Annotated in this window: 6 protein-coding genes; 4 read left to right on the top strand and 2 right to left on the bottom strand. The window is 42.5% G+C overall.

Going from position 1 to position 6,308, the window contains the following annotated elements:
• Positions 1 to 515, bottom strand: a 515-nt coding sequence (locus ACT3SX_RS13235; RefSeq protein WP_444518729.1) for a VWA domain-containing protein, incomplete at its 3' end; no start/stop codon positions are given.
• A 262-nt stretch (positions 516 to 777) separates the two neighbouring features.
• Here ACT3SX_RS13235 and parC point away from each other — a divergent pair.
• From parC to ACT3SX_RS13215, 4 genes are all read left to right on the top strand, one after another.
• Entirely contained in the window at positions 778 to 3,087 is a 2,310-nt protein-coding gene (parC, locus tag ACT3SX_RS13230; RefSeq protein WP_192520589.1) for a DNA topoisomerase IV subunit A, read from the top strand.
• Positions 3,087 to 3,518, top strand: coding sequence for a hypothetical protein (locus tag ACT3SX_RS13225; protein ID WP_192520590.1), 432 nt, complete (start codon positions 3,087 to 3,089; stop codon positions 3,516 to 3,518). Before parC ends, ACT3SX_RS13225 begins: the two co-directional genes overlap by 1 nt.
• Before the next feature lie 67 nt (positions 3,519 to 3,585).
• Positions 3,586 to 3,744: a hypothetical protein gene (locus ACT3SX_RS13220; protein ID WP_192520591.1), complete on the top strand. Its 159-nt coding sequence runs from the start codon at positions 3,586 to 3,588 to the stop codon at positions 3,742 to 3,744.
• 89 nt (positions 3,745 to 3,833) lie between these two features.
• Complete coding sequence (locus ACT3SX_RS13215) at positions 3,834 to 5,357, top strand: cryptochrome/photolyase family protein (protein ID WP_192520592.1); 1,524 nt, start codon at positions 3,834 to 3,836, stop codon at positions 5,355 to 5,357.
• Between the two features lie 269 nt (positions 5,358 to 5,626).
• On the opposite strand, the gene ACT3SX_RS13210 is transcribed toward ACT3SX_RS13215, so the two are convergent.
• A complete protein-coding gene (locus tag ACT3SX_RS13210; RefSeq protein WP_192521041.1) occupies positions 5,627 to 6,091 on the bottom strand; it encodes a hypothetical protein in 465 nt (154 codons plus the stop codon).
• Positions 6,092 to 6,308 lie beyond the last annotated feature (217 nt).

Raw genomic sequence — 6,308 nt, 5'->3', positions numbered from 1 at the left:
TTAAAATAGTTGATCAGCTCCTCTACGCGCACGGCACCGACAGGTGGCAATTGACCCTCATTTAGATAGCGACGTACATTGGCATAGCTACCTGTATCAGTATCGATAGACAAAGTTGACACCGCTATATCCATCGTGCGATGTACAGGATTGGCTTCGTTTTTTTGATAATTATCACCGGCTTCTGGTGTGATGCTGATAGGTTCAGGTCTGACTATAGGCGCTGGTATTGGAGCTTGTATGTCTGAAGAAGGTAGCGGTGATGCCGACTCCCTCACCACCTTAAAGGAATCAACGCTGTTCCTGTCAGAGACTGACGGTGTATTTGGTAAGGTATCAGGGCGGCGTGGTTTTTTCATTACGGTACTTGTTGATGGTTCTACCACCGGCTTACTTGCTTGCTGTGAGCTACAAGCCGTCAACCCCACACTGGCGACAATAGCCAATAACAGTGTGTGTTTGGCTGGATGATATTTATGCGCGCGCGAAAAACAGACAGATGACAAAGATGACATAGCAACTACTCCGTATAATAGATAGACAATGGGTTTTAAAAAAATTAATAGTCAAAAGTTGAGTTAACTATACTTCAGCTATTTTGTAAAAGCTACCAAACAAAGCACGATAGAGAAACTTAATAAAGCACGTCATGAACTGTCGTCTATTCTGACTTATACCTTTTTAATTCTGCCAATTTCCTTTACGATAGCACTATCCTATTTGTACGCTTGAACCCATTATCTATACCTATTAAAACTGATAAGTGAATCCTACGTTATGTCTGATGTTATTGATAATACGATTGCCCCAACCATTTCCAATGAACCGATGGATACTCGCTCAGTCGCAGAGTTCACTGAGCAAGCCTATCTCAACTACGCCATGTACGTCATCATGGATCGGGCGCTGCCAAATATCGCTGATGGTCTAAAACCTGTTCAACGCCGCATCGTCTATGCCATGAGCGAGTTGGGCTTGAAAGCCACCGCCAAGGCCAAAAAGTCCGCACGTACGGTCGGTGACGTATTGGGTAAATACCATCCGCACGGTGACAGTGCGTGTTATGAGGCGATGGTACTGATGGCACAGCCGTTCAGCTATCGCTATCCGCTTATCACGGGTCAAGGCAACTGGGGTAGCCCAGATGATCCAAAGTCATTCGCCGCGATGCGTTATACCGAAGCCAAGATGTCAGCTTACGCCAATACCTTACTTGCAGAGTTAGGGCAAGGTACGGTCGATTGGCAGGATAACTTTGATGGCACGATGCAAGAGCCAACCACCCTACCTGCCCGCCTGCCCAACATCTTGCTAAACGGTACAACAGGTATCGCGGTCGGTATGGCAACCGATATTCCACCGCACAACCTCAATGAAGTGGTGCGTGCAGCAATTCGCTTGCTCAAAAACCCCGAGCTATCGGTTAAACAGCTTACCCAATCGATACCAGCGCCAGACTTGCCAACACCAGCGGAAATTATTACCAACAAAAAAGACTTGCAAGCGATGTATGAAACCGGTCGCGGTAGCTATAAAATGCGTGCGACTTTCCATATTGACCCTAAAGAAAAAAATCTCGTCATTATCGATGCACTGCCGTACCAAGTATCGGGCAACAAAATCCAAGAGCAAATCGCCAAGCTCATGATGGATAAAAAACTACCTTGGGTCACAGATATTCATGATGAGTCAGATCACGAAAACGCTTGCCGTATCGTGCTTGAATTGAAATCAACACGGGTCGATGTCGATCGTGTTATGAGTCATCTGTTTGCCAGTACAGATCTAGAAAGCAACTACCGCGTCAATATGAACATGATTGGCTTAAACGGTAAACCGCAAGTTAAAAACCTCAAAGAAATATTAGAAGAATGGCTAGTGTGTCGCCGCTCAGTGGTCACCCGCCGCTTGGAGTACCGCCTCGATAAAATCGACAAACGCTTACATATTTTGGCAGGCTTACTGATTGCTTATCTGAATATTGATGAAGTCATTCGCATCATTCGTGAAGAGGACGATCCAAAAGCAACCTTAATGCAGGACTATGATCTGACTGATATTCAAGCCAATGCCATATTGGATATTCGTCTACGTCAGTTGGCAAAGTTAGAGGAAATCGAGTTACGCCGTGAGCAAGATGAGCTAGCCGCTGAACGCGCCATCATTCAAGAGTATTTGGACAATCCAGACAGCTTGACCAACTTGCTGATCGAAGAGCTGACCGCTGATATGAAAGAGCACGGTAATGAGCGTGTGTCACCATTGGCAGAACGCGAAGAAGCTCAAGCATTAAAAGAATCTGATCTCGTACCGAGCGAGCCTGTCACTGCTATCTTGTCAAAAGCGGGTTGGATTCGCGCTGCTAAAGGTCATGATGTCGATGCTGCTGGCATGAGCTATCGCTCAGGTGATAGCTATCAAGCGCATGTGCGCGGTAAATCTAATGAAAGAATCTACGTGCTCGACAGCACTGGACGCAGCTACAGTATCGATGCGCATAACTTGGCGTCTGCTCGTGGTCAAGGCGATCCGCTGACCAGTGTGTTAAAGCCACCAGCAGGTGCTAGCTTTGAGCAGCTACTAACGGGTGCTGACAATCAACGCATTATTTTGGCCAGCTCGGCAGGTTACGGTTTTATCAACACGCTTGGCAACCTAGACAGCAATCAAAAAGCGGGGAAAAATATCATTAATCTCGCAGCTGAGAGCCGCTTACTCCCTGCTGCCCGTATCGATGCGCCGGTGGTAACGACTGCTAATGCTGACGGTGAAAGCACCCATACAAAGGTAGCGCCTGACCATGTCGCCGTTGTGACCAATGCAGGGTATTTACTGATATTCACCCTTGATGACTTGCCTGAGCAGGCTCGCGGCAAAGGGAACAAACTTATCAAGTTAAAAGATGGTGAAGAGGTGATCGCTATCACGCCACTCAGTCAGCAAGACAGCCTAGTCATTACCGCTGGCAAACGCCATGTGACACTCAAGCCAAATGATTTGGCTAACTATACGGGTGTGCGTGGTAATCGTGGTGGTCAGCTACCAAGGGGCTTTCAGAATGTGACGAGTGTTGAGGTTGCTAAGTAATGAAAAAGTCGGCTTCACTATTGTTTGTATTGATACTTTCACAATCAAGCCTTGCTGAATGGCAACTGGTAAATGAAAATGATCCGACTGACCCTGTTGAAATCTATGTCGATTTTCATCAAGCTGATCTCTTGAACGATTTGCAATATCAAGTGCCCATGAAGACTAGTACTTGGCCTCGCAGTCATTTCTCTGATTATCCAATTACGCTTTATGAGCCTTACATAACTGCTTCATATATTATCGACTGTACAGAACAGATCATTACTACTCATTCTCAGCGGCTCTTTGCAAAGACAGAGCCTTCAGGGTCTTTCGCTGACATATTTGATATGTTTGAGTTGGGAGTAGATGGTCGCTCCACTCGCCCTCTTGAGTTTACTGATGCAGTAGATAAGCGTTTATATGAGCGACTTTGTCAAAGCGACTAAGTCACACCATTGATTGACATAGAATGTGATTTACCCAATATAAGGTCAGTGTTTCCCAAGGTGAGAAATGAAGACATTATGTTTCTTCTTACCAATAAATGAGCAAGACAGTCTAATCATTACTGCTAGCAGATTTCATATGACACTTAAGCCAAATGATGTAGCCAACTATACGGGTGATTGTGGTCAGTTACCAAGAGGCTTTCAGAACGTGACGAGTGTTTAGGTTGGCTGAATGATTAACACAGCTCTACCTTACAACAGGGTATTTACTCATCTACAATGACATAATCTTGTTAATAATAAGCTTGTATCATGAATAAAAAAATCAGCTTAATTTTTCCTCATCAACTATTTGCCAACACCTCACTTTGGCAAGATGAGTGTTATCTCATTGAAGAGGATTTATATTTTACTCAATACCCTTTTCACAAACAAAAACTGGTACTACATCGCGCCAGTATGAAGGCTTATGAGCAAACATTGATTAATGCAGGAAAAACCGTACATTACATTGAATCTGGAGATGAATATAGCGACTGCCGTAAGCTGATTGCCAGTTTCGATAGTCACAAACACCATCCTGACAATGAGAGCGCTATCGAAAAAATATATTGGCTCGACTTGGTCGATGATTGGCTGCGCATGCGTGTTCAAAAAGCAATACTAAAAGCAGATATTGATTTTGATTGCTCTCCCACGCCGATGTTTCTGAATCCGCTACCCGTCTACTGCGATTTCTTTAAAAATAGCCGTCTGTTTCATCATGACTTTTATATAGAAGCACGTAAACGCGAAAATATCCTAATCGATGGCGATCAAAAACCCATCGGTGGACAATGGTCATTCGATGAGGACAATCGCAAAAAATATCCGCGCAGAAAGATACCGCCAGCTTTTGAGTTTCCTGAATTAAGCGTGCATTACCGTGAAGCAATCGCTTATGTCGATAATAACTTTAGCACGCATTACGGTAATACCAATCCTGACTTTCGCTATCCGACCACTCATGACGAGGCTAAAAACTGGTTGGAAGATTTTTTATCCAAACGCTTTACTGACTTTGGTCAATATGAAGATGCCATCGTAGCCGATGAGTCTATATTGCATCATAGTGTTCTAACTCCGATGCTTAATACTGGACTGCTCACACCTGAGCAAGTCGTCACACGTACGCTTGAAATTAGCGAAGCATATGACATTCCAATCAATTCACTAGAAGGCTTTATTCGTCAAATCATTGGCTGGCGTGAGTTTATGTATGGGTTGTATGAGTCTATCGGACGTAAACAACGTAGCCGTAACTTTTGGGGTTTTACCCGCAAGATACCACCGAGTTTTTATACCGGCGATACAAGTATTGAGCCGATCGACACCACCATCAAGAAAGTACTGAACAGTGGCTACGCGCATCATATCGAGCGTCTGATGGTCTTTGGCAACTTTATGCTGCTTTGTGAGTTTGACCCTGATGACGTTTATCAATGGTTTATGGAGCTATTTATTGATGCTTATGACTGGGTCATGGTGCCAAATATTTATGGCATGAGTCAGTTCGCTGATGGAGGGCTGATGGCCACCAAGCCTTATATCAGCGGTAGTAATTATATTAATAAGATGAGTGATTATCAGGTCAAATCTAAAGGCGAGCCTGTTGAATGGGCCGCCACGTGGGATGGACTGTTTTGGCGCTTTATGCACGTACATCGTGATTTTTTTGCAAAGAACCCACGCACAAGTATGCTGCTCACCATGTGGGACAAAATGGGCAAAGAACAACAAACAGAGCACCTCATGAACGCTGAGCAATTCTTGAAAAAACTGGACAAAGAACACTAGGACCTATCCCTTGTCTGCATAGGCACAGTAAGCAAGAAAAATATACCTCGGTATCGAGTGCGTGTATTTGTATCTTTTTTATTTAGGAGAGACTGTATCATTTATCAGTGCCTTATCTTTTTTTTAATCATCCAAAATAAAAAGGCAAGATAAATTTTATACTAGAAATAAAAATCCGTCTATGTGAATATATAGGCGGATTTTTTTATCGTAACTATGATAGATAAATATCATAGTAAACACATACTATCTATTCGACACAACTTCAATTAGCTGTCTTCAAAAATCACTTTTAAAAAGTTTTCGATCTGAGTGCTTTTCATTAGATAGGGATTAAAGTCAGAACCTGCTGAAAAGCTTTTTAGAGCGTACTCTTCATCTTCAGCACTTGACGTCAAATGCTTGATTAGATAACCATCCCATGTACAGGCTTCTATTTCTTCTAATTTGACAATATTAGGCATAATCTTAGAATGTTCATCGAATATTTTCGCTAGAGCAGCATTAACAACAGGTCTTGAGCCTTGTATGTTTTGAACAAAATAACCTTCATTAATCACCAGTGCTGAAACTAGACCAGTTTCATCAAAATATCTCCGCCAATGCTCAAGAGCGCGAGTTAACTCCACCCCTGATTTTAATTCAATATTTTTGCCGATATACGTTAGGCTAATAAGAATATGCTCGCCATGTCTTTTTCTATTTTCTGAAGTATCACTTTTCGTTGCACGCATAAGAAAATCCATTTATAAAAAATCAACCCAAGTTAAGAAACGCTTTACAGTAAAATACACTCAATAAAATGTTAAACTTTTAACGGCTTTTTGCAATCTATCATTATTCTTGAGAGTTATAACATTTAACTTTTAATGAAACGGCATCTCTATATTTATTATAATACAATACTACTACAAATATTGGCATAATTAATACATAATATTTATTCTAATA

The organism is Psychrobacter sp. AOP31-B2-9 (genome assembly GCF_052378005.1).
Classification (GTDB): Bacteria; Pseudomonadota; Gammaproteobacteria; order Pseudomonadales; family Moraxellaceae; genus Psychrobacter.
This window is presented reverse-complemented; position numbering and strand designations above follow the sequence as displayed.

What these genes read in the sequence shown, in the direction of transcription:
- ACT3SX_RS13210 (WP_192521041.1), bottom strand. Translation starts at nt 6,091, where the DNA reads ATGCGTGCAACGAAAAGTGATACTTCAGAAAATAGAAAAAGACATGGC.
- ACT3SX_RS13220 (WP_192520591.1), top strand. Translation starts at nt 3,586, where the DNA reads ATGAAGACATTATGTTTCTTCTTACCAATAAATGAGCAAGACAGTCTA.
- parC (WP_192520589.1), top strand. Translation starts at nt 778, where the DNA reads ATGTCTGATGTTATTGATAATACGATTGCCCCAACCATTTCCAATGAA.
- ACT3SX_RS13225 (WP_192520590.1), top strand. Translation starts at nt 3,087, where the DNA reads ATGAAAAAGTCGGCTTCACTATTGTTTGTATTGATACTTTCACAATCA.
- ACT3SX_RS13215 (WP_192520592.1), top strand. Translation starts at nt 3,834, where the DNA reads ATGAATAAAAAAATCAGCTTAATTTTTCCTCATCAACTATTTGCCAAC.